General features: G+C 74.7%; 15 protein-coding genes. 9 read left to right on the forward strand and 6 right to left on the reverse strand.

All coding sequences use genetic code 11. The annotated features are described in order from the left end of the window. Window positions 1–47 precede the first annotated feature (47 nt). Window positions 48–1,163 carry an alpha/beta hydrolase gene (locus OEIGOIKO_RS03400; protein WP_125051703.1) on the reverse strand — a complete coding sequence of 372 codons (1,116 nt, stop codon included), beginning with the start codon at window positions 1,161–1,163 and terminating at the stop codon, window positions 48–50. 146 nt (window positions 1,164–1,309) lie between these two features. On the opposite strand from OEIGOIKO_RS03400, the gene OEIGOIKO_RS03405 reads away from it, so the two are divergent. The 8 genes from OEIGOIKO_RS03405 (at window position 1,310) to OEIGOIKO_RS03440 (ending at window position 15,562) form a co-directional block, all read left to right on the forward strand. Beyond that, on the forward strand, window positions 1,310–4,258 hold the full coding sequence (locus OEIGOIKO_RS03405) for a helix-turn-helix transcriptional regulator (RefSeq protein ID WP_125051705.1): 2,949 nt from the start codon (window positions 1,310–1,312) through the stop codon (window positions 4,256–4,258). A 271-nt stretch (window positions 4,259–4,529) separates the two neighbouring features. Next, entirely contained in the window at window positions 4,530–6,551 is a 2,022-nt protein-coding gene (locus tag OEIGOIKO_RS03410) for a multicopper oxidase family protein (RefSeq protein ID WP_125051707.1), read from the forward strand. Further along, complete coding sequence (locus OEIGOIKO_RS03415) at window positions 6,548–7,801, forward strand: 3-deoxy-7-phosphoheptulonate synthase (RefSeq protein ID WP_218039975.1); 1,254 nt, start codon at window positions 6,548–6,550, stop codon at window positions 7,799–7,801. Before OEIGOIKO_RS03410 ends, OEIGOIKO_RS03415 begins: the two co-directional genes overlap by 4 nt. A 2-nt stretch (window positions 7,802–7,803) precedes the next feature. Beyond that, window positions 7,804–9,264, forward strand: a complete 1,461-nt coding sequence (locus OEIGOIKO_RS03420; RefSeq protein WP_125051709.1) for a 3-deoxy-7-phosphoheptulonate synthase — start codon at window positions 7,804–7,806, stop codon at window positions 9,262–9,264. 49 nt (window positions 9,265–9,313) lie between these two features. Beyond that, the gene (locus tag OEIGOIKO_RS03425) at window positions 9,314–10,657 is read left to right on the forward strand and encodes a class I adenylate-forming enzyme family protein (RefSeq protein ID WP_125051711.1); all 1,344 of its coding nucleotides are present in this window, start codon (window positions 9,314–9,316) and stop codon (window positions 10,655–10,657) included. Between the two features lie 9 nt (window positions 10,658–10,666). Continuing rightward, window positions 10,667–11,839, forward strand: a complete 1,173-nt coding sequence (locus OEIGOIKO_RS03430) for an FAD-dependent monooxygenase (RefSeq protein WP_125051713.1) — start codon at window positions 10,667–10,669, stop codon at window positions 11,837–11,839. Window positions 11,840–12,006: 167 nt separating this feature from the next. Beyond that, on the forward strand, window positions 12,007–14,043 hold the full coding sequence (locus OEIGOIKO_RS03435) for a P-loop NTPase family protein (RefSeq protein WP_125051715.1): 2,037 nt from the start codon (window positions 12,007–12,009) through the stop codon (window positions 14,041–14,043). Window positions 14,044–14,050: 7 nt separating this feature from the next. Beyond that, window positions 14,051–15,562: an ABC transporter substrate-binding protein gene (locus tag OEIGOIKO_RS03440; protein ID WP_125051717.1), complete on the forward strand. Its 1,512-nt coding sequence runs from the start codon at window positions 14,051–14,053 to the stop codon at window positions 15,560–15,562. Between the two features lie 8 nt (window positions 15,563–15,570). On the opposite strand, the gene OEIGOIKO_RS03445 is transcribed toward OEIGOIKO_RS03440, so the two are convergent. From OEIGOIKO_RS03445 to OEIGOIKO_RS03465, 5 genes are read right to left on the reverse strand one after another with little or no spacing between them, the layout of a single operon-like run. Then, the gene (locus OEIGOIKO_RS03445; protein ID WP_125051719.1) at window positions 15,571–16,974 is read right to left on the reverse strand and encodes an MATE family efflux transporter; all 1,404 of its coding nucleotides are present in this window, start codon (window positions 16,972–16,974) and stop codon (window positions 15,571–15,573) included. Between the two features lie 8 nt (window positions 16,975–16,982). Then, window positions 16,983–18,011 (reverse strand): cysteine synthase family protein, encoded by a 1,029-nt coding sequence (locus OEIGOIKO_RS03450; RefSeq protein ID WP_125051721.1) that lies wholly within the window; start codon window positions 18,009–18,011, stop codon window positions 16,983–16,985. A 40-nt stretch (window positions 18,012–18,051) separates the two neighbouring features. Then, window positions 18,052–19,434, reverse strand: a complete 1,383-nt coding sequence (locus tag OEIGOIKO_RS03455; protein ID WP_125051723.1) for a Y4yA family PLP-dependent enzyme — start codon at window positions 19,432–19,434, stop codon at window positions 18,052–18,054. Then, on the reverse strand, window positions 19,425–20,450 hold the full coding sequence (locus OEIGOIKO_RS03460; RefSeq protein ID WP_125051725.1) for an ornithine cyclodeaminase family protein: 1,026 nt from the start codon (window positions 20,448–20,450) through the stop codon (window positions 19,425–19,427). The genes OEIGOIKO_RS03455 and OEIGOIKO_RS03460 overlap by 10 nt, the downstream gene beginning before the upstream one ends. A 43-nt stretch (window positions 20,451–20,493) precedes the next feature. Further along, window positions 20,494–21,489, reverse strand: coding sequence for a TauD/TfdA family dioxygenase (locus tag OEIGOIKO_RS03465; RefSeq protein WP_125051727.1), 996 nt, complete (start codon window positions 21,487–21,489; stop codon window positions 20,494–20,496). 332 nt (window positions 21,490–21,821) lie between these two features. On the opposite strand from OEIGOIKO_RS03465, the gene OEIGOIKO_RS03470 reads away from it, so the two are divergent. After that, a complete protein-coding gene (locus OEIGOIKO_RS03470) occupies window positions 21,822–23,360 on the forward strand; it encodes an ABC transporter substrate-binding protein (protein ID WP_125051729.1) in 1,539 nt (512 codons plus the stop codon). The last annotated feature ends 39 nt before the right edge of the window (window positions 23,361–23,399 follow it).

Raw genomic sequence — 23,399 nt, forward strand, 5'->3', positions numbered from 1 at the left:
CCCTGCCTGGGGCGGCCGTCGGAGCCCTCAGGACGTTGTACCGGCCCTCACCCCGCGTGCTCGTCCAAAAAGGCGGTCAGGTGGGGGAAGATGTCGCGGGCGCTGTCCTTGCCCATGAACACGTCCTGGTGGCCGTAGCCCGGGAAGACGTGGAGCCGGGACAGGCCGGGGGCGCGGGTGGCGAGTTCGCGCTGGCAGGCGGGGTTGGAGTCGGCCATGACGTGGTTGTGTTCGCCGGTGGTCAGCAGGAGCGGGGTGGTCAGGCCGGCCGCCGCCTCCAGGTAGTCGTCGGGCAGGTCGCGGTACGCCGGGTCGCCGGGCCGGTACTTGACGGCCCGGCCGGCCCGGACGATCGCCCGGATGTGCCGGTAGTAGTGCACCCCCGTGGCGCCGAACAGGTCCGCGACGCGCTCGTGGGTGACCGGTGACATCAGGGCGTGGTCGTACAGCGCGGGCCGCCCGGAGCCCCACATCGCGCTCACCATGTGGCAGGCGGGTTCCCGGCATTCGGGGTGGCAGAGCGACACCAGGCGGGCGATCATCCGGCCGCGGGTGAACCGGGCGTCCTGCGGCCAGGCGGGGTTGAGGTAGGGCAGGCCGAGCACGTACTCGGTCAGGCCGGGGACGACGCGGAGCTTGCAGCGGGACCACCGGGGCGGCCGCAGGACGAGCGCGGAGCTGTTGACGACCGCGCTGGTCACGCCGGTGACGAGGCCGGCGGCCAGGCTCATGGCGAAGGTGACGCCGCCCAGGCAGTGCGCGATCACGTGCAGCCGGGCCGCCGGGCCGATGTGTGCCCGGATCTCGGCGAACGCGGTGGGGAAGTCGTGCAGGGCGACGTCGTCGAGGGTGAAGCGGTGCGCGGCCAGGTCGTACGGGAAGCGGTTGCTCATCCGGTGGTCGAGGGCCCAGACGTCCGGGTAGCCGTGGTCGAGCAGGTAGCTGGTGAGGTCCTCGTGCTCGGGCATGACGAACATGTCGCTCGACGTGGTCAGGCCGTGCACGAGCAGGACCGCGTCGGCCGGTGCGGTACCGGCGGCGGACGGGCGGCGGTAGCGGGTCAGGGTCAGGCCCAGCCCGTCGCCCGCGGCGAACGGGTGGACGGTGACCTCGGCGTCCCGGACGCCTTCACTGGTGAACAGGGGGATACGGCGGCGCTGCATACGGCACTGGCCCTCCTCGGCCCCCGTCGTCCGGTCCCGGCATCCCGTTACGAATTGCCCGGATAGTCCCCATAGACCAAAATATTCCATTGGGGCGACCTCCGCCGTGCACCTGTCCACCCACCCGAACGAAACCGGCCCGCCCGATGCCCGACAGTTCCGTACCGCTCCACGGCAACCGCGCACTCGTCGGCCGCACGGAGGTCGTACGGCTCCTCGGCACGGAGGCGGAGCGGGCCGCCGCGGGCGAGTTCCGGCTGGTCGAGCTGACCGGGGACCCGGGGGCGGGCAAGACCAGGCTCCTCGGCGAGACCGCCGGCGCCGCGCTCCGGCACGGGCTGACCGTGCTGCGCGGCCGCGGCACCGAGTACGAGAACGACGTCCCCCTGTCGCTGGCCGTGGACGCCCTGGACGACGAGGTGGAATCCCGGGCCGAGCAGGTACGCGCGGCCCTGGACCCGGAGAGCGCGCGGCTGCTCGCCGACGTCTTCCCCGCTCTGTCGGCGGACCGGCCGGGACCGGACCCCGCCGCGGCTCCGAGCACCGGCCTCAACCGCTACCGCGTGCACCGCGCCGTACGTCTCCTGCTGGAGGCCCTCGCGGCCCCCGGCGGCCTCGCGGTCCTGCTGGACGACGTGCACTGGGCCGACGAGGGCTCGGTGGAACTCCTCTCCCACCTCGCCCGGCACCCGCCGCGCGGCCCTCTCCTGCTGGCCGTCACCTACCGCACCCGCCAGGCGGGGCCCCGGCTCACCGCCGCTCTCGCCGACGCCGCACCGGGCCTGCGCACCCGGATCGAGGTCGCGCCGCTCACCTTGCGGGAGGCCGGTGAATTCCTCGGCCCTTCCGTGGGGGCACAGCGCCGCCGCGCACTGTACGAGGCCAGCGGCGGCAATCCGCTGTACCTGGAAGCGCTGGCCCGCTCCGCACCGGCCCCCGCCGCCCCCGCGGGCGGTGCCGCCCCGGACGACGACGGCCTGCTGCCGAGCGCGGTACGCGAGGCGCTGGCCGCCGAACTGGCCGCGCTCCCCGACGACGCGCGGCTGGCCGCCCAGGCCGCCGCCACGCTCGGCGACGAGTTCGAGCCGGGCATGGTGGCCGTCGCCGCGCCGACGACCGAGGCGGAGGCCTTGGCTGCCCTCGACGAGCTGGCCGTGCGGGACGTGGTCCGCTGTGCGCCCGCCCCCGGGCGGTTCCGCTTCCGCCACCCCGTCGTCCGGCACCTCGCCTACGCCTCCTCCGGCGCGGGCTGGCGGGTCGCCGCGCACGCGCGCGTCGCCGCCGCCCTGGACGAGCGCGACGCGCCCACCGTCACCCGCGCCCGCCACATCGCCCGCTCGGCGCGCTTCGGGGACCTGCTGTCCGTCGGCGTGCTCGTCGAGGCGGCCCGTGCGACCGCGTACCAGTCCCCCGCGACCGCCGCCCAGTGGCTGCGGACCGCCCTGGACCTGCTCCCCGAGAAACCCGGCGGCACGGCGGCCGGACCCGCGCCCGACCGGCTCTCCCTGCTCGTCGAACTGGCCCGGCTCCAAGGCGTCGGCGGGCGGCTCGTGCAAGGCCGCGACACCGCGCTGGAGGTACTGCGGCTGCTGCCGCCGGACGCCTGGGCGCAGCGGGCCCGCGCCGCCCGGTTCTGCGCCATCCTGGAACGGCTGCTCAACCGGCAGGCGGAGGGCCGCGCCCTGCTCCGTTCCGAGCTGGGCCGGGTGCCGCCGGAGCACGCGGTGGACGCCGTCCCCCTGCACCTCCAGCTGATCGGCGACAGCCTCATCCGCGCCGACTTCACGGGCGCCGCCGAGCAGCTGGACCGGCTGACCGCCGTACTGTCCCGGCCCGGCGGCGGCGCCGGGACGGCCGGTGACCCGCCCGACGACTGGATGCCGCTGGTGACGCTCCGGCTCGGCTGCGCCTACGGCGCGGGCGACCTGGACGCCGCGCACGCCCTCGCCGCCAAGGCCGAGCGGCTGACGGAGGAGGCCACCGACGCCGAGCTGGCCCCCTGGCTGGAGTCGCTGGCCTTCCTGTGCTGGGTCGACGCGATGATGGGCCGGCTGCCGCAGGCCGCCCGTACGGTCGAACGGAGTCTGGCCGTCGCCAACGCCACCGGGCAGAGCTACCTCTCACCGTGGATCCTGACCGCGCAGGCGTTCACGTACGGCCGGACGGGACGCCTCGCGGAGGCCGTCGACCGGGCCGAGGACGCGGTGGACGCCGCACGGCTGCTCGGTTCCGACGAGTGCGTGGCCCTGGCACTGGCCGTCAAGTCTCTGATGGTCCGCTGGACGGGCGACGCCACCGCCGCACTGGCCCTCGCCGACGAGGCGATCCGGCACGCGGACGGCCGCCGGGAGTGGTGGGCGCGGCTCGGCGTCGTCGGCCGCGGGCTGGCGCTGGTGGGACTGCAGGAGGTGGACGCGGGCGCGGCACAGGTGCTGGCCGCGTGCGACGAGTTCGTCACGCCGCTGCTGGAGCGCAGCTGCCTGCTGGTGTGCTGCGAGGCGATGGCCGACGCGGAGGCCGAGCGCGGCCGGCCCGGCGCGGCGGCGAGCTGGGCGGACCGGGCCGCGGCGGTGCCGGGCGGCGGCGCGGGATCGGGGCACGCGGTGCTGGCGCGGGCCCACGCGGAGCAGGAGGGCGACCCGGCCGCGGCGGCCCGTGGGGCGGTGCGGGCGGCGGAGCTGTTCGAGGGGACGGGCGAGCGGCTGTCCGCGGCGCGGGCCTGGCTGCGGGCCGGTACCGCGCACGCCGGCTGCGGGGAGAAGTCCGCGGCGCGTACGGAGCTGGCGCGGGCGGCGGAGGTGTTCGGCGCGTGCGGAGCGCTCGGCCTGCACGCCAGGACCGTACGGGAGCAGCGGCGGCTGGGCGTACGGGCCGGCCGGGCGGCGGCGCAGGCCGACGGGCGGCTCTCGCGGCGGGAGGCGGAGGTGGCCGAGCTGGTCCGGCAGGGCTTCAGCAACCAGCGGATCGCGGAGCGGCTGTTCCTGAGCCCCCGGACGGTCGAGACGCACGTGGCCCATGTCTTCGCGAAGCTCGGGGTGTCGTCGCGGGCGGCGGTGGCGGGGAAGCTGGCGGGGGTTCGGGGACCGGAGGGCTGAGGGGGCGGAGCCGAGGGGGCTGAGGGGGGGCGGGGTCTGAGGGGGCCGGGGGCTGGGGGCGGGCCGGGGGCTGGGGGCGGGCCGGGGCGGGGGCTGGGGGTCAGGGACCGGGGCGGGGCGACGGGGCGGGGCGCCGGGGCTCAGTAGCGGGGCTTTCCGGCTCCGTACCGGTTCAGTAGTCGGGCACGTGTTTTCCCCGATGTGGGGAGGGGGCCCCGGGGCGCACGGTGAGGGAGTCAACCTTTCCACCGTTCGGAAACGAGGCACCGAAATGCCCGAGCTGATCGAAACCCCCACCCCGGCGGCCCCCGCCGCCGAGCCGGCCGTCCTGACCGAACCGGCTCCCCCGGCCGCCGCCACCCTGACGGCCCCGGAGGCCCCGGTGGCCCCGGAGACCGCTCCGGTCCCGGAGGCCCTGGAGGTACCGCAGGCCCCGGCCGTCCCCGAGGTTCCGCCGCTGGAACCGTTCCTGGACCCGTTGCGGATTCCGCCGGTCCTGCGGCCGGAGGCGGACCCGGAGACCGGCCGCGCCGAGCTGACCGTCACGACCCGACCTGTCCGCATCCAGTTGCATTCGCAACTTCCCCCGTCACTGATGTGGGCCTACGAGGGGCAGGTCCCCGGGCCGACCGTCGAGGTGCGGCGCGGTACCCGGCTGCGGGTGTCCTGGGCCAACGGGCTCAGCGGCCCGTACCCCCTGATCAAGGTCGAGACACGGGTGCCGGCGAACATCGCGCGCCCCGGTTACGACCCGGCGGCCGACACCTTCGACCGCAAGGTCGCCGCGCTGCCGCCCTGGACCGTGGTGCATCTGCACGGCGCGCGGACCAGCGGCGTCAACGACGGCTGGACCGACAACGCCGTACCGCCGGGCGAGACCCAGCTCTCCGAGTACGTCAACGACCAGGCGTCCTGCACCCTCTGGTACCACGACCACGCCATGAACATCACCGCGCTGAACGTGATGACGGGCCTGGCCGGCATGTACTGGATACGGGACGACGAGGAGACGGCGCTCGGCCTGCCGGACGGCGCCCGCGAGATCCCCCTCGTCCTGTGCGACCGCAATGTTGACACCGACTGGAAGGGCCGCCCGACCGGTGTGCTGATGCACAAGGTCCTGCGGGACGCCCAGGACGTGCCGCGGCCGTTCTACGGCCCCTACAACGTCGTCAACGGCGTCGTGCAGCCGCACCTGGACGTGGCCGCGCGCTGGTACCGCTTCCGGATGGTCAACGGCTCCAACGCGCGGTTCTTCACCCTGCGCCTGTGCCACGAGGACGGCACGCCGGTCGATCCGGAACTGGTCGCCCGCGCCTTCCACCAGATCGGTACGGACAGCGGGCTGCTGCCCGAGCCGGAGCCGCTGCCGGAACAGGGCCTGACCCTGGCACCCGGCGAACGCGCCGACGTACTGGCCGACTTCTCCGTCCTGCGGGGGATGCGCGTCCACTGGACCGACACCGCCACCAACCCGCCCGGCCCGGGGCCCTCGCCCGAGGTGCTGCAGTTCCGGGTCGCGGACGAGACGGCGGACGACCCGTTCACCCTGCCGGGCCGCGTCAGCCCGTCCTACGTACGGCTGAGCCACGCCACGGCCCCCGACCACGAGCACCGGTGGATCGTGCTGACCCCGCCCGCCGTGACCGGGATGCCGATGATGTGGGAGATGGAGACCGTCGAGGACGCCTCGTCGGTGGAGATCCCCAGTGACGGCATCGTCCAGGTGCAGCGGCCGGGACAGCCGCTGCTGACGCTGCGCCGGGTCGCCGAGCTGTTCAACGACACCACCACGATCATGGCGCGCGAAGGCGGCTGGGAGCAGTGGAACGTGCTGAACCTGGGTGGTCCCGTGCACCCCTTCCACATCCATCTGATCCGCTTCCAGGAGACCCGGCGGCAGAACTACGACGGCCGCGGCTTCCAGCGGCTGGTCGACGGCGACGGCACGGTACGCGGTCACGGCACCGTCACCCCCGTCACCTTCACCGGGGACCTGCCCGTCACGGGCGCCGACCTCGGCTGGAAGGACACCGTGCGGGTCGGCGACACCCGGCCGGCGCCCGCCGGGTCCGGCCAGCTGGTCTCCGTACTGGGCCAGTTCGACGGCGGCTCGGGGCGCTACATGTACCACTGCCACATCCTCGAACACGAGGACGAGTCGATGATGCGGCCGTTCACGGTGATGCCCGGTCCGGTGATGGACATGCACCCCGGCATGCACGGAGGCGGCGGCCACGGGGGCTCAGGAGGACACGGGGGCTCGGGGGGCCACGGAGGTCACACGTCATGACGTACCCGCTTTCCACCCCACAGGACCCCGCCCGCGCCGTACCGAAGGAGCGCACCACCATGACCACCTCGACCGGCACCCCCGGCACCCCCGGCACCCCGCACATCCGGCACCCCGACGGACGCCGGGTCCGCCCCACCGGCGGCCAGACCCGCGTCCTGCCGGTGGAGAGCCCCGCGCAGCTGTGTGAACGGCTGCCGCTCACCTACCACGCGGCGCACACCGTCAGGACGGCCCGGCACGACGCCGTGCGGGTCCTGGACGGCCGGGACGACCGGCTGCTCGTCATCGTCGGACCGTGCTCCGTGCACGACCGGGCGGCCGCCCTCGACTACGCGTCCCGGCTGCGGGACGCGGCGGCCGCGCTGGCGGACGACCTGCTCGTCGTGATGCGGGTCTACGTCGAGAAGCCGCGCACCTGCCTCGGCTGGCCCGGCCTGGTCGGCGACCCCGGCCTGGACGGCGGCGCCGACCTCGGCCGCGGCCTGGCCGAGGCCCGGTCCCTGATGCTCGACATCGCCGAGTCCGGACTGCCGGTGGGCTGCGAATGGGTCAACCCGGCCACCCCGGCGTATCTGTCCGACGTCGTCGCCTGGGGCTCCGTCGGGGCCCGTACGGCATCGAGCCAGGTGCACCGGGACATGGCCAGCGGCCTGCCGATGCCGGTCGGCGTCAAGAACGGCACGGACGGCTCGGTGCAGGTGGCGGTCGACGCCGTACGGGCCGCGGCCGCACCGCACACCTTCCTCGGCGCGTCCGGCGCCGGTCCGGTGTCGGTGCTGCGCACCAGCGGCAATCCGGACTGCCACGTCGTCCTGCGCGGCGGCACGGACGGCCCCAACTACGGTGCGGCGCACGTCCACCGGGCCGCGGAACTGCTGGCCGGCGCCGGACTGCCGGTCCGCGTCGTGGTGGACGCCAGCCACGGCAACAGCGGCAAGCAGCACGAGCGGCAGCGGGTGGTCGCCGACGACCTCGCGATGCGGATCGCCGACGGTGACACCACCGTGCGCGGCCTGCTCCTGGAGAGCTTCCTCGTACCCGGCCGCCAGGACGCCGGAGCCGGCCGTCAGCTGGTCTTCGGACAAAGCGTCACCGACGCGTGCATCGGCTGGAGCGGCACCGCCCAGCTGCTGCGGGAACTGGCCGGCGCGGCACGCGCCCGCCGCGCCTCCCGTCCCCGCCACCGCCGGACGGCGGACCCCGGTTCCGCCGTCCTCGGCACCACCCCCTTCCTGGAGAGGACCTGACCGTGTACACCCCGCTCCGCTACCCCAGTACCGACCGCCGCCCGCCGGACGGCTGCGCCGGCGGCCGGTCCTCCGGCCGGCCGGCCCCGCGGCCCTTCGACCTCGGTGACGTCGCCCGCTTCAGCAGCCCGCTGACCCGGATGCTGCTCGCCAGCGACGGACTGACCACCACCCTGCTGGAGTCCGCGCTCGCCACCCCCCTGCGGCTGCGCGTCCTGCACCAGGGCACCGCGCCCGCCGCCGCGCAGGACGCGCTGGCCCGCCGCTGCCTGAGCCTCGGCCGGGACGAACAGGTCCTGGTACGCCGCTCCGCGCTGGCCGACGCCGCGCTGACGCCCGTCTCGCTCAACACCGTCGTCGGACTGGTTCCCGACGACCCGGCCCTGGCCGCGTGCCTGACCAGCGGCCGTACGCCGATCGGTTACGGCCTGCGGGCCGCCGGCGCGATGCGCGCCCGGCGGCTGGTGGAGGTCGGCGTGGCCGGGTGGGAACAGGACGGCCGGGTCCGGCCCGCCGTGTTCAAGGCGTACGTGGTCCTCGACGGTGACCGGCCCTGGCTGTTCATCCGCGAACTGTTCAACCCGCGGCTGGTGCCCGCCGGGACGGAGTACGCCGGGCCCGGGGCCCCGGCGCCGGGCAGCGGCCCGGCGCCGGTCCGGCCGCACCCGGTCGTGGTCCCGTCGCCGCCCGCGCGGCAACGGCTGGCGGGCCGCCCCCGGCCGCTCACCGAGGAGGTCGGGCGCGCCGGAGCACCCGTACCGGACCCGCATCCGGCGCTGGCCCCGACGGCGGGCGGCGAGGCGTTCCTGCTGCACCTCGGGCGCCATGCGACCGGGGCGCTGACCACGGCGGCCTCGGGGCTGGCCCACTATGTGGCCGGTGTGCCCGTCACCGTCGTCACCGGCGGGCACCCGCCTCCGGCCGTGCTGCCGCGCGAGGCGCGCCGGGTCGCCGAGGAGTACCGCGCGACGGCCCGCTCCCACCCCTGGCTGGACGACTTCCCGCAGCTGATGTCGTTCCTGGACGCCTGCCCGCCGGCCATCGCCGGGCAGGTCCGGTGGACGGCCGACGGTGACCGGGTGCCGCCGCCCGGCGCCGTGGCCGGCCTGCGCCCCCGGCCGGGCTGCCATCCCCGTGCGGTCGCCGCGCGGTGTGCGGCGCTCAATCCGGGCCGGGTGCCCGGGCGGCTGCTGCTGGCGGTACGGCTCGCGCCGGACCGGATCGTGGCCGAACTGCCCGCACTGATCGAGGCCGTGGCCTCCACCGGCACCCCGGTGACGTGGGTCTGCGCGCCCCGGCCCGGCGGGGCCACGGCGGCGGCCGAGGTCGACACGTTCTTCGACACCCACTACTCGGTGGGCAGCCGGCCCGGCGGTCTGCTGCTCGACGAGAACGGCCGTACGCCTGCCGAGGTGCTGCGGACGGTGCACGCCGCCGCTGCCGCCTGGCAGCCGGTGCCCTGACCGGCCCGGCCCGTCCCCCCACCCCTTCTGCAAGGAAAGCGAGCCTCTCATGTCCAGCCGACGCCACACCGACATCGCCCTCATCGACGAACAGGGCCCTCTCCCCCGCCGCACGCTGCGCGCCGCGGTCACCGACCGGGCCGCCGAACTGGCCGCGCTGGGGCTGCGCCCCGGCGGCCGGGCGGTGCTCTGCCGCCCCAACGGCCGCCGGTGGATCACGGACCACCTCGCGCTGGCCGAACTGGGCGCCGTGGGCGTTCCGCTGAACGCCGCCTCGGCGCCGGACGAGATCCGGCACGCGGCCGCCGACAGCGGCGCCACGCTCGTCCTGACCGCCGAAGGGCCCGGCCCACCGCCGCCGGATTCCGGGGCCCCGCCCCGCTCCCCTGTCGCCGACCTCACCGACATCGCGACCATCGCCTACACCTCCGGCACCACCGGACGCCCCAAAGGAGCGCTCCAGACCCGGCACGCGGTGCGGCTGGGCGGGGAGAACATCGCCCGGCGGCTCGCGCTGGGGCCCGGCGACACGGTGCTCAGTCCGCTGCCGCTCGCCCACACGTACGGCACCAACGTCCTGAACGCCGCGCTGTCCGCCGGGGCCGCCCTCGTCCTCCTCACCCGCTTCACCGAGGAGGCGGTGGCCGAGGCGCTGCGCCGGCACCGGCCGACCGTACTGGCCGGAGTGCCGACAATGTACCGGCGGCTGCTGGCCCACCCGGAGCTGCCGCTGGAGTCGCTGCGCTGTTCGCTCTCCGCCGGCCAGCCCGCCGGCGAACCGCTCGCCCGCGCCTGGCAGGAGCGGTCCGGTGCCGTCTTCGCCGAGGGCTGGGGCATGACCGAACTGGCCGGCCTGGCCTCGCTCACCCCCGCCGACGACCCCGGCCACCCGGGTACCGCGGGCCCGCCCGTGCCGGGCGCCGGGGTCCGTACCGGCGAGGGCGGCGAGCTGCTGGTACGCGGGCCGTTCGTCACTCCTGGCTACCTCGGCGCCCCCGAGGCCACGGCGCAGATCCTGACGCCCGGCGGCGAACTGCGCACCGGGGACGTCGGACGGGTGACGGACGACAGCGGCGTGACCGTACTGGACCGTCTCAAGGACGTGATCCTGTGCGGCGGTTACACGGTCTACCCGGCCGAGGTGGAACGGGTGATCTCCACCCATCCGTCGGTGGCCGCGGTCGCCGTCACCGCCATGCCGGACGCGGTACGCGGCGAGGCCCCGCAGGCCTGGATCGCGACCGCCGGGGGCGGAGCCGCCGACGAGGCCGCGATCCTCGCCCACTGCCGGGCCCGGCTGGCCCCGTACAAGATCCCCCGCCGTACGACGTTCCTGCCCGAACTCCCCACCACCGCGGGCGGCAAGGTCGCCCGCGGCCGGCTGCCCCGTTAGGAGGCCGTCATGAACACCACTGTGACACCGCACGTCCTCGTCGTGGGCGCGGGCCCGGTCGGGCTGGCCACGGCCCTGCTGCTGCGGGCGCGCGGTGCGGCCGTCACCGTCCTGGAGGCGGCGGCGGAGGACGCGCCGCGGCCCGGCAGCCGGGCGATCTTCCTGCACCGGCAGTCGCTGGCCACGCTCGCCGCCGCCGATCCGGCGCTCGGCGCCGCGCTGGTCGGCAACGGGCTCGTATGGGGCGCGAGATGCACGACGTTCGAGGGCCGCGAGGTCCATCGCCGTACGTACACCCCGCCCCCGGCGGACCGCGCGCCGTTCTCCAGCCTTCCGCAGCCGGTCATGGAGGAACTGCTGCGCGCGGCCTGCCGCCGCGCCGGTGCGGACATCCACTGGGAGAGCCCGGTCACCCGGCTCGCCTCCTCCCCCGACGGCGTGGTGGTGCGCACGCCGGAGTCCGAGCACCGTGTTCCGTACGCGGTCGGCTGCGACGGGGCCAGATCGGCCGTGCGCCGGGCCGTCGGCGTACGGCTGCGCGGCCCCCGGTCCCCGCACGCGTTCCTGGTGGTCGACGTGGCCGACGACCCCGCTCGTCCGATGCCGCACGAGCGGGCGTTCCACTACCGCGATCCGCGGATGGCCGGGCGCAATGTGCTGACCGTGCCGTTCCGCGGCGGGCTGCGCGTGGACGTCCAGTGCCGTCCGGACGACGATCCGGAGGCGCTGTCCGAGGCCGCGGCGGGCTGGCTGCCCGGCCTGCTGCCGGACGGGCACGCCTGCGCGGTCACCTGGTCCTCGCACTACCGCTTCCAGCAGGCGGTCGCCGACGATCTCACCGACATGTACGGCCGGGTGCTGCTCGCCGGGGAGGCGGGACACCTCTTCGCGCCCTTCGGGGCGCGGGGCCTGAACTCGGGCATCGCCGACGCGGCAGCGGCCGCCGGCGCGATCGCCACCGGTGACGTGCCCGGCTTCGCGGCCGCCCGCCACCGGGCCGCCCTGCTCAACCGCCGGGCGGCCGGGCGCGCCCTGAGTCACCTCACCGCGCCCGCTCCCTGGCAACGCGCCGCACAGCGGCTGGCGGCCGCGGCGGCGCCCCGGTCCCGCCGCGCCGGGCGCTGGCTGGACTCCGCCCCGTACGGCCCGCGGGACGCCGGTGTTCCCGGGAGCCGCTACTGAGTTGCCCGCGTCGCACGTTCCTCTCCCGTGCGGCGCGGGACGGCTCGTCCCGTCATGTCTCAGCGGCCTCATACGGCTCAGTGGTCACCGCTGCTCGCGAACCACCTTGCGCAGCGCCCCGATTGCTGCATCCTGGTCACTCACGACGGTGGCCACGAGGGGGCGGGGTGCAGTCCCGACGTGATCTGATGATCCGGGAGTTCGTCGGTCGGCGGCTCGTCCGGGCGCGCGGTGAACACACCCGGCACCCGGCCCTGCTGCTGCTCGGGCCCCGCGGCAGCGGCAAGACCACGCTGGCGGGGCGGCTGGAGGCCTGGGGCCGCCGGGCGCCGACGGCCGCGCTGGACCTCTCGGCGCTCGACGACGGGGTGCACCACCCCGTCGACGTGCTGGCCCGTATCGCCTTCCAGCTCAACGCCCGCCGGCCGGACTTCCCGCCGCTGGCCCTGCCGTCCTTCGCCGTCCTGCTGATGGCGCTGTCCGCCGAGGCCGACCCGGAGAGCCGGGACGCCGCGCTCGGCCAGATGCGCGAGGCGCTGCGGACGGGCCGCGCGGAGGACCATTCGCTGGCGGTGTTACGGGACCTGGTGACGTCGGTCGGTGTGCCGATGGGGCTGCCCGGCTGGTCGGCGGCGGTCGTGCCGCTGATACAGGGGTGGCAGCGGGCCCGGGTGTGGTGGGGCGTGCACCGGCGGGCCGGCCGGGTACCGCGCGGCGGCTCCCGGCCCCAGGTCCCGGCGGACGCCCTCGTCGAGCTGAACCAGCACTTCCGGCACGGCACGGCGGCCCAGCGGGAGCGCGCCGAGTCGGTGCTGCTCCAGGCCTTCCTCGCCGATCTCCAGGGCGCGTACACCCGGCACAGCGGCGACCGCACCCGCACGCTGCGCTGCCTGGTGCTGCTGGACAACGCCGACAGCGAGCTGGGCGACGCGTTCCTCCAGGCGCTGGTCGAGGCGCGGGCCGCCGCGGGGCCGGAGCATCAGGACCCGCTGGTGATCGTGGCGAGCGCGCGCCGCGCGCCGGAGGTGCTGCGGCAACTGGAGCAAGGACCCCGGCCGCTCGGCAGCTACCTGTCGTGCTGGCAGCCGCCGGAGCAGGAGGACGGGCCGGAGTCGTTCGTGCCGCGGACCGTCGCCCGGCCCGGCGGCGGCGCCCGGCTGGAGGTGGCGCAGTTGCGGCCGCTGGACCGGGCCGAGGTGCAGGAGCAGGCCGGTCCGTACGTGAAGCGGATGCCGCAGGCGGCGCTGGCGGGCATCACGCATCCGGTGGCCTGGCTGGGCCGTACGGTCCACGAGCTGACGCGTGGTCATCCGGCCGCGACCAGCGCGGTGCTGGCCGCGCTGGAGGACTTCGCACCGGACGTGCCCTGCGGGCACCGGCTGCGCCGGGTACTGGCGCCCGAAGGGCCGCACTCCGTCGCGGACGAGCTGCTGGAACTGCTGCTCCAGGACCTGCCGCGGGAGCTGGCCGAGGGCGCGCTGCCCCACGCGGCCGCCGCCGTCACCCTCGGGCAGGCCGCGAGCGCCGCCGACCTGTGGCGGCAGGCCGACGCCCCGCCGCGGCTCCTGCGCGGGCTGGCCCACGACGACCGGCACGCCGAACGCATCACCTTCGACGGACAGCCGCACAGCGCGCTCCCGGCCATGGTCCGCACCCTGCTGCTGGGCCGCCTGTCGCTGGCCACGGCGCCCGCCGACGCCCGGGTGCCGTGGGTCCGTACGCACGAGATCCTGCGGGACGCGGCCGAGTCGGGGCGCGCCGGGGCCTACCACCGGCTGGCGGCCGGTGACGTCCAGGGCGCCGCGGCCTATCTGCACGAGCGCTTCCTCGACGTGTGCGGAGGCGGAGGTTCGGCGCAGGCGTGGTGCGCGGAACTGTCCTTCATCCAGCGCGCGCCGCGCCGCTGGGAGGCGGACACGCTGGAACGCACACCGGGCGCGGAGTTCCAGCACCGGCTCGCCCGGGCGCAGAGCCCGCCCGACCAGCTGATGGTCACCCGCCTGCTGGTCGCCGGGTGGATCACCACCCACCCGGCGTCCGACCCCTGTGCGTCGCTGTGGTCCGACCCGCTGGGCGACCCGGTGGCCGAGCTGTACCCGAAGATTGCCGATGCACTGCAGACCCTGAGCGGCCGGCTGGGCGACGAGACGGACCACGACGTGCTGTGGCAGCGGGCGGCCGCCTACGAGAGGAAACCCTGGTGACCGTCGGATGAGTGACGAGGACCAGCTCAGGCCTCCGCGGCCGCGGCCCCGCAAGTGGCTGCGGGCCGCCGTCGCCGTGGCCGTCGCGGGCGCCCTGGGCGTGGGCGGGTACTGGGTGTACGACCAGGTGTTCGAGCAATGTGCGGACGGGGTGCGGGAGCAGGGGCCGCGGAACGAGTGCGTGGGCGTCACCGACGGCTCGTACGTGTTCGACGCCTCGCTGCGGGACATCTCCCGGCAGATCCTCGCCGAGAACCGGCGGGTGGCGGCGTCCGGCAAACCCTGGGTCTCGGTGGCCTACCTCCAGCCGATGACCACGGGCACCGGGGACCGGGGGCGCGACAGCATACGCCGGGAGCTGGAGGGGGCCTACCTGGCCCAGCGCGAGCTGAACGACCAACGGCGCGGCGGGCGCGGCGACTCGCCGCAGATCAAGCTGCTGCTGGCGAACAGCGGCGCCGGGTCGGCGCAGTGGGAGCCGCTGGTGGACCAGCTCAAGGAGATGAAGGACGGGGACCAGCACCTGGTCGCCGTGGCGGGCCTCGGGCAGAGCCGCCGCACCACCCAGCAGGCGGTGGACGCCCTGCGGGAGGCCAGGATTCCCATGATGGGCTCGACCGTGACCGCCGACGCCATGAACCGGCCGGGGCAGACCGGCTTCTGGCGGGTGGCGGCGACCAACTCCGACCAGGCGTCGGCCGCGGTCCGCTACCTGCGGACCCTCCAGAACCGCCCCGGGCAGCAGCGCCCGTACCGCGTGACGACCATCAGGGACCGCAGCGAGCAGGACACCTACAGCACCTCCCTGTACCGGAGTTTCAGCGCGGCCGCCGCACGCCACGGGCTGAAGGTCACCGACCTGGGCCTGGCCTACAGCTCGGCCGACCCGGCCACCGCCAACGCCTTCTCCTCGTTGGCCGACCGGGTGTGCGCCGACCGGCCGGACGCCGTGTACTTCGCGGGCCGGGGGCGGGCGCTGCGCGTCTTCATCGAGGCGATGGCCGCCGCCGGGCGGCGCTGCCCGACCACCGTGGTCACCGCGGACGACGTGGTGGGCGTCTTCGACGTGCCGGAGAGCTACGAGTCGCGCCAGGCGTTCCGGAAGGTGTGGGAGCTGAGCCGGGTCACCGTGCACAACACCGTGCTGGCCCACCCCGACCAGTGGACGGGCCCGTATCCCGGCTCCGTCAACCCACTGCCGCAGTTCCGCGACGCCTACCGGCAGGACATCCGCCGGCTGGACACCGAACTGGCGGACGGACAGGCGATGATGGGCCACGACACCGTGCTCACCCTGGGGGTGGCGATCCGCGACGGCGCCGGGCGGCAGGGCAACAACCCGGTCACCACCGGCAGCACCCGCCAGATGCTGCTCCAGATCAGCGGCAGCAAGCCGGTGTACGGCGTGAGCGGGCCGATCCGCTTCGACGACCGCGGCGATCCGGTGGGCAAGCCGCTGGCGCTGGTGGAGCTGGAGCCGGACGGCTCGTACGACTTCCTGAAGGTGGTGTGGCCGTAAGGGGGTGTTCACGCGGCTCGTGCGGCCTGCGGTGCGCCTGCCTCGGCGCGCAGGCTCGTGCCGTAGCGGCGCAGGAGCAGGACGGCGGTGGTGGCGAGGCCGGTGAGCAGGCCGAGCCAGATGCCGAGGGTGTGCAGTCCGGCGGCGAAGCCCAGGAGCCAGGCGGCGGGCAGGCCCACGGCCCAGTAGCCGACGAGGGTGATGCGGAAGCCGCTCCTGGTGTCGTCCAGCCCGCGCAGGAGACCGACGCCGATGTTCTGGGCGCAGTCGAAGAACTGCAGGACCATGACGACCAGCAGCAGGTGGGTGGCGATGGAGACGGCTTCGGCGTCCCGGGCGCCGCGGGTGTCGAAGAACGGGGCGAGGACGAGTCCGGGCAGTGTGACGTAGACGACCGCGACGACGGCCATGACGGCGCCCGCGCAGGCCAGTGCGGTGTTCTTGATGCGCAGCGCGGTGTCGGCGCGGCCGAGGGCGAGTTCGCGGCTGACGTTGACGGACGCGGCGTGCGAGAGGCCGACGGCGACCTGGAAGACGATGTAGACGAGCTGGTTGACGGCGGTGTGCGCGGCCAGTGCGGCGCTGCCGAAGGAGCCGGCCATCAGGGCCGTGACGGAGAAGAACCCGGCCTCGGACCCGTAGGTCGCGGCGATGGGCACCCCGAGCCGGACGATGCGGACGACGGCAGCGCGGTCGGCCCTGGCGATGTTCAGGCTGAGGTGGGGGCCGAGCACCGGATCGCGCCGCGCGGCGGCGTACAGCGCCAGGAAGGAGAGGAAGTACACGAGCGTGGTGGCCACCCCCACGCCGGGCAGGCCCAGTTCGGGCAGCCCCCAGGTGCCGTGGATCAGCCCCCAGTCGAGCGCGGCGTTGACGGCGACGGAGACGACGGTGATGCGCAGCAGCGCCTGTGGCCGCCGCATTCCCACGGTGAACTGGCGGACGGCCTGGAACCACAGGCACGGCAGCAGCCCCGGCGCGAGGGCGAGCAGCATCGTCCGCGCCCGGCCGACGACGTCCGCGTCCTGGCCGAGCCAGGTCAGCGTCTGGCCGATGAGCAGCATGAGGACGGCGCCCGCCAGCCCGGCGAGGGTCGCCACGGCCAGTCCGGCGCGGACGGTCGTACGGATCTCCTCGCTGCCCTCGTGCGCGTCGGAGCCCGTTCCCTCCGCCCGTGCGGACGCGGCGGCCGTGCGGTTGCCGATGGAGGTGACGAGTCCGACGCCCATGGTGCGCAGTTGGTTGAAGATGACGATGGCGAGTCCGCCCGCCGCCAGGTCGGCCGTGCCGAGCATCCCCATCATGACGGTGTCGGTGGTCGTCAGGGCGACCTGGGCGAGCTGGGTGAGGACGAGGGGGACGGCGAGGGCGGCCAGCGCGCGGCTGTCGCGGAGGAGCACGGCGGGCTGCATGGCGGGGCTCACCTCCTGCGGAGCTTGGTAAGCGTCTCGTCGATCTCCCGTTCCAGGCCGCGGTCGACGAGGTCGCGGGCGTGCATCCAGTCGTCGTCGAAGACGGTGTCCAGGTACTTCTCACCGCCGTCGTTGACCAGCGCGACCATAGTGGACCCCGGTGCGAGGGCAGGGAGTCTGGCCAGTGCCTCGTGGACGACGCCGCCCGCCGAGCCGCCGATGAGGAGCCCGGTGGCGCGGGCGACGGCGCGGGCGGTGGCGAAGGCTTCCACGTCACCGACCTTCACGCCCTCGCCGATCAGGTCGAAGTCGACCAGCGCGCCGATCTCGGCGCCTTCGGGTGTGCCGGTGCCGGACTGGTAGTAGTCGTGGGCCGGGCCGCCGAAGGCGATGGAGCCCTTGGGCTCGACGCCGACCGTCGTACAGCCGGGGACGAGGGCGCGCAGTGCGCGGGCGGTGCCGCAGAGCCCGCCGCCGGTGCCCACCGCGCCGATCAGGACATCGATCTCTCCGTCGAGTGCCTGGTGGAGTTCGTGGGCGACGGGGAAGTAACCGACGCCGTTGCTGGGGTTGTTGTGCTGTTCGGTGAAGAAGGTGTCGGCCCGGCCGCGGGCCATCCGCGCGGCCAGTTCCTCGCGCGCGGCGGTGGCCAGCTCCTCGCTCCCGTCGGCGGCCACGTGGACGAGTTCGGCGCCCAGGGCTTTCATGGCACGGAGTTTGTCGGCAGCCGCATGACGGTCCACCACCGCGGTGAACGTATAGCCCCGTTCGGCCGCGAGGACCGCCAGCCCCAGCCCGGTGTTGCCGGACGTGGACTCCACGATGTGCCCGCCCGGCCGCAGGTCGCCGCGTTCCTCGGCGTCCAGGATCATCTGCCGGGCCATCCGGATCTTGGCGCTGCCGGTGGGATTGAACATCTCCAGCTTGAGCAGCAGCCTGCTGCCGGCCCCGGTGCGGCCGAGCTCGAACAGCGGGGTGGCGCCGATGAGGTCGGACACGCGGGAGACCACGGCGGGGCGCCCGAGGGCCTCGTACATGGGTGCACTCCTGATCCAGGAAATGGCCGGTCGCAAGGGGTCAGCGGGCGGGGCGCCGGTCGAGACGCCAGCGCGGCCGGGGGCCCGGGCGGTCCACGACGACCTTGGGCGGCAGCGGGAGATCGTGGAACGGGGACTCGTTCGAATCCATCTGGTATCCGGCGGTGTTCGGGTAGACCAGCAGGTCGCCGACGCGGGGCCGGGCGGGGAACGGGACCTTGCGCCAGGTGAGCAGGTCCGACTCCAGGCAGGTCGCGCCGCCGACGCACGCGGGATGCACCGCGTCGCCGCGGGCCCGTCCGTCCGGGGTGACCAGGTACGGGTCGGGCAGGTATTCGCTGTTGAACCACTGCTCGGAGAGGCTGAGGCTGGTGCCGTCGACCGTGAGGATGCGGTAGCCGTCGCGTTCCTTGACGCCCTGGACGCGGAAGACGGACGCGCCGGCGCCGTCGAGCAGGGCCCGGCCGGGCTCCGTCATCAGCAGCGTGCCGGTCTCCTTGAGCCGGTCGCCCAGGCTCGTACGGCCGCCTGCGGGGACGGTGTCGAGGACGGCGCGCAGGGCGTCGGCCCCGGCGACGGGCGAGTGGTACGGATAGAAGCCGTCGGCCTCGAAGGTCTTGTGCGCGTGGTAGTGCGCGGGGCGCTGCGCGGCGAGGAACGTCCGCCAGTGGCGGGCGCTGCTGTAGTCGACGGCGAAGCCGCCGCCGATGCTGATCCGGTCGGCCCGCAGGCCCAGTCCCCGCGCCCGCAGGCAGTGGTCGAGAAGTTCCCCGGCGAGGTCGGCGCGCGGCCGGACGGCGTAGCCGGACAGGTGGAAGCTGAAGCCTTCCATCCGTACGGCGTCCCCGGCGCGTACGCAGCGGTCGAGTGCGGTGGTCAGCTCGGCGGCCGTCATCCCGAAGCGGCTGTGCCGCTGCGCGGACGGCAGGCAGCGCAGCAGCAGGCGGGCCGGGCGGGCGGTGCCGGTCAGGGCGAGGGTGACGAGCAGGTCGAGTTCGTCCAGGGCGTCGACGGCGACCAGGCAGCCCTGGAGCGCGGCCAGGCGCAGCAGGGTGTCGCTCTTGGCCGGTCCGGTGACGACGAGGTGCTCGCCGCGTACGCCGTGGCCGAGGGCTTCGCGCAGTTCCGGGACGCTCGCCACGTCCACGCCCGCGCCGTGGGCGGCGCAGCGTTCCGCCCAGACGGCGGCCTTGTTGGCCTTCTTCGCGTAGTACACGCGCCCGGCCACCCCGGCGTCGTCGAGGGCGGCGCGGAAGGCGGTGAGGTTGGCGTCGAAGCGGTGCGGGAGCAGGAAGTGGAAGGGGCCGTCGAAGGCGTAGGACAGTTCGTGCAGCAGGCCGCTGTCCATGATCCGGTCGGTGCCGGGATCGGGGTGGGCGGGCAGCGTCGGTACGTCGGCGGAGCGCAGGCCGGTCACCGCCACAGCGCCACCTGCGTTCCCAGCCGCTGGTCGAGGGCGAGTCGGGCGAAGCGGTGGCCGAGGGCGATGTCGGTGACGACCAGTCCGCTGTTGTAGGCGAAGACACGTTCCCGCGCCGTGCCGCGGCCGGTGGCGGTACCGGCCAGAACGGCCGGGAACTCGGCGTCCACGGCGGGGAAGCCGCCCGCCGCGTCGGCCATGTCGGTGCCGGTGACCTTCATCTGCGCCTCACTGGTCGCCACGACCCGGTCGGCGCGGTGCAGCGTGGACGGCGCCAGGCCGTGCCCCACGAGGACGGACAGCGCGCCGGGCCGGAGCCAGTCGGCTCCGACGGCCGCCGTGGTGTGGCCGCCCGCGGTCGCCACCAGGACGTCGGCGTCGGCCGCCGCGGCCCGCAGGTCGGTGACCAGCTCCACGTCCCGGTCCGGGAAGTGGGCGCGCAGCTCTGCACGTACCGCCGCGATGCCCTCGGGGTGGGTGCCGGACAGCATCAGGCGCTCCAGGTCCGGAAGCGTCGTCAGCAGGAACGGCAGGGCCAGGCGCCCTTGCGTGCCGGTGCCGATGACCAGGGCGCTGCGGGCGCCGGGCGGGGCGCACTCGCGGGCCAGCAGGGCGGAGACGGCCGGGGTGCGCAGCGAGCCGATGCGGCCGCAGTCCATCATGGCGACGGGCAGGCCGGTGACGTCGTCGTAGAGCGTCAGCGTCGTGTAGTAGTGCTGGCTGCCGCGGTCCTTGTCCAGGCCGTGCTTGTACGAGGTCTTGACGGCGACGACGTCGCGGGAACCGTCCCGGCCGAGCATCGCGTAGGCGACGGAGTGCCCGTCGGCGGGTTTGACGGTGAGCTTGCGCGGGTTGTCGGAGCCGCCCGCGGCGAGGGTGCGGCAGGCGCCTTCGACGGTGGCCACGACATCGGCGAGCGCGATGCCGAGGCCGGCCAGGTCGCTGGTGGTCAGGATGCGCAGGGTACGGTCGCCGGCGGGTATGGAGCGGGGGTCGGCGGCCAGGGTGCTGTCGGTCATGTCCGTCCTCGGGGAGCTGCGGGCTGTCGTGCGGTGTGGACTGTCATCCGGTGTGGGCTTCGACGGCGGCCTGACCGTAACCGTGCTCCGACGCCTCGGCCAGGGAGCGTGTACGGCGCGCGGGGACACGGACGGAGGCACGCTTGAGCCAGCGGTCGGTGCCGTCGTAGCGGGCCCGGAAGGGCACCCGGCCGTGTACGACCAGGTCGTTGTCGACGACGAGCACCTCGCCCGGTGCGAGGCGCACGGCGCCCGAGACGCGGGCGAGTTCGTGCTCCAGGCGCTCGTAGGCGGCGCGGTGGGCGGGGCCCGCGTCGTCGAGGGGGGTGTAGGCGGGGTCGAAGCGCAGGGTCAGGCCGTCGTCCGACCGGAAGAGGGTGGGGATCGGAGGCGGCGGGCCGCCGTCGAAGTTCCTGGCCTCGGGGTACGCGTCGTCGGGCAGGATCGGCAGCAACGGGCGGCTCAGCAGCTCGATGTCGGCCTCGTCCAGCCGTACGTGGCGGATGCCGGCCGCCGTGGTGGCGATGCGGTCGGGGTTGCGCATGCAGCTGAGCATGAGCAGATGGGCGCGGCCGGGGTGGAAGGCGTCCTCGGTGTGCGGGCTGAGCAGCACGGTGCTGCCGGCGCCGGTCTGCTCGGTCTCGCGGCCGGGGGCCGGGACGATGTTGTGCACGAACCGGCCGTCCTGCTGGCCTTCCCAGGCGATGGGGTTGCCCATGACGGTGGCGAGCAGCAGCAGGACGACGTCGTGCACGGCGCCGCTGTCGCCGGCGGCGGCCCAGCCGACGGGGGTGGGGCCGAGCGCGGAGTCGTCGACGTGCAGACCGCGGAGCACGAACAGACCGTCGTCGGTGTCGACCGGCCGCAGCTGGTGACGGACCGTGCCGGGCAGGGCGGCGGCGGACTCCGCGACCCGGGCGAGGAGATACGGGGAGGCGGCGGTGGTACCGGCCGCGGCGAGGATCTTCTCGGCGGTGCGGCGCAGTTCCGAGACGTCGGCGGGGTCGAGCTGGCGGACGGGTGCGGCTCCCGTGGTCATGTCGAGGCAGTCCGTTTCCGTTGAGGGTGGGAATCGGGTCCGGTGCGGCGCCGCGCGGGCAGGGCGCGGCGCGCTCGACGGGCCGGGCAGGGGCGGCCATGGCTGCCGTTCCGTGTCCGGGGTCCAGCGGACAGTAACGACGCTACCCACCCAACTTAGGTTAGGCAAACCTCACTTTATTTGTCGCACCTGTCCACCTTCCGGCAACTCCCGCCCGTTAACGCCCAGTTGACGACCACCAATAGGCGCACTCGGCGGCGAGCGCCCTTGCGGACCCGGATCTCATTAGGGTAGGCAACCCTAAGTAACCAAAACGAACAGAGCGAGGCGGCGTGGACTTCACCAGAAGGCAACTGCTCGCAACCGGCGGGGCTTTGGGCGCGGCCGCGCTGCTCCCGGCGTGCGGCGGCGACGGCGCGGCACCCGCCGCCGGCGGCTCACCGCGGCAGGGCGGCACCCTGCGCATCGGCGCCCTGGGCCGCCCCTCGGCGATCACCCGCGACCCGCACGGCACCCAGGGCAACGAGAGCGACTACCTCGTCATCGCCCTCGTGCACGACACGCTGACGGCGCCGGGCGACAAGGACAACACCGTCGGCCGCCTCGCCTCCGCCTTCACCCCCTCGAAGGACCTGAAGACCTGGCGCTTCACCGTCGCCGAGGGCGCCGCCTTCCACGACGGGACCCCCGTCACCGCCGACGACGTGGTCTGGTCGCTGCGCCGGCTGCGCGGCACCCCGTCCGGGGCGGCCCGGCTGCCCGGCGTCAGGGCGGACCGCATCACCGCCGACGGCAGGCGCACCGTCGTCCTCGTCTCCGACTACGCCAACGCCGAACTCCCCCTGCTCACCCGGCTGACGACCTTCGTCCTCAAGAAGGGCACCGCCGACAAGGCCGTACCCGAGGCCCCGGGGACCGGCCCCTTCAAGCTGGACTGGTACCGCGACGGCAACGCGCGGCTGCTGCGCAACGCGGACTGGCACGGCGGCGCGGTCCACCTCGACGCCGTCGAGGTCACCATGTTCCAGAGCCCGCAGGCGATGGCCAACGCGATGCTGTCCGGCCAGATCGACGTGGCGTCCAACGCCGGTGCCGTCGCCGCCCGTACGGCCAGGGCGCGCCAGGACATCCGGATCGTCCGGCGCCCGGACGACATGGCCATGCCCATCGTGATGCGTACCTCCAGCGGTCCGTTCGCCGACCCGAAGGTACGCGAGGCGATGAAGCTGCTGGTGGACCGCGAGGCGATGGTCGCCCAGGTGCTGTCCGGGTACGGGACGGTCGCCAACGACATCCTCGGCACCGGCGACCCCGCGTACGCCAAGGACGTCCCGCAGCGCGGGCGCGACCTGACCACGGCGAAGAAGCTGCTGACCGACGCGGGCTTCGACTTCTCCCGTACGTACCGCCTCGTCACCACCGAGGACGTCGCCGGGCTCGCCGAGTCGGCCACCCTCTTCGCCTCCCAGGCCCGCGAGGCCGGCGTCAAGGTCGAGGTCGTCAAGCAGGAGTCCGGCGCCTTTTACCAGAAGACCTGGCTCAAGGGCGACTTCTACACCAACTACTGGGGCACCAACGACTCGGTGGTGTTCTTCGCGTCCAAGACCCTGACCACCGGGGCCGGCCAGAACGAGGCGGACTGGTCCGACCGGGCGTTCGACGCCGCGTACCGCAAGGTCATGGCCACCGCCGACCGCACGGCCCGCACCGCCGCCCTGCGCGGCCTCCAGCGCATCGAACACGAGCGGTCCGGCTATCTGCTGTGGGGCATGGCGGACGGCATCGACCTGGCCGCGCCGAAGGTGCACGGCCTCCCGAAGCTGCCCGGCTACGGACGCGTCCAGCTCGAAAACGTCTGGCTCGCCCCGTGACGGAGACCGGCACCCGGCCCGCCGAGGCCCCCGTCCGAC

Origin of the sequence: Streptomyces paromomycinus (assembly GCF_003865155.1) — a bacterium.
In the GTDB taxonomy this organism is placed as follows: Bacteria; Actinomycetota; Actinomycetes; order Streptomycetales; family Streptomycetaceae; genus Streptomyces; species Streptomyces chrestomyceticus.